The following is a 407-nucleotide window of genomic DNA, read 5'->3' on the forward strand; positions in this document are numbered from 1 at the left end:
GGGTATCGTTAACCGCATCTACGGCTCAGGCAAACCGCCAAACGGTCGTCTTTTTGACCTCGGCGTCTTCCAGCGCCCGCGTTACCGAGACCTCATAAGTCGCAAGTGCCTGCATCCGCTGACGCGGGCAATAGCTGCGGCCGGGATCGCCGACGATGACGGTCTTGCCGGTTTCGACGAGTGATTCAAACCATGGGATCAGCCGCTCGGCGAAAGATTTGTCGTAGAAAACGTCGCCGGCCAGCAGGATATCGGCGTCGATTGTCGTGCCGATGATGTCGGCATTGGAAAAGGCGATCTCGACCTGGTTGAGCCGGCTGTTCAGGCTGACCGCGTGACCAGTCCAGGGATCGATGTCGATGGCCTGAACCGACCCTGCGCCTGCCTTGACCGCCGCGATCGCGAGG

General features: G+C 60.7%; 1 protein-coding gene. It reads right to left on the reverse strand.

Annotated features, from left to right (window positions below; all coding sequences use genetic code 11):
• Positions 1–25 precede the first annotated feature (25 nt).
• A partial coding sequence (locus AC1D0P_RS30825; protein WP_477680205.1) for a class I SAM-dependent methyltransferase occupies positions 26–407 on the reverse strand: 382 nt, incomplete at its 5' end.

Source organism: Polaromonas sp. P1_G2, from assembly GCF_056405515.1.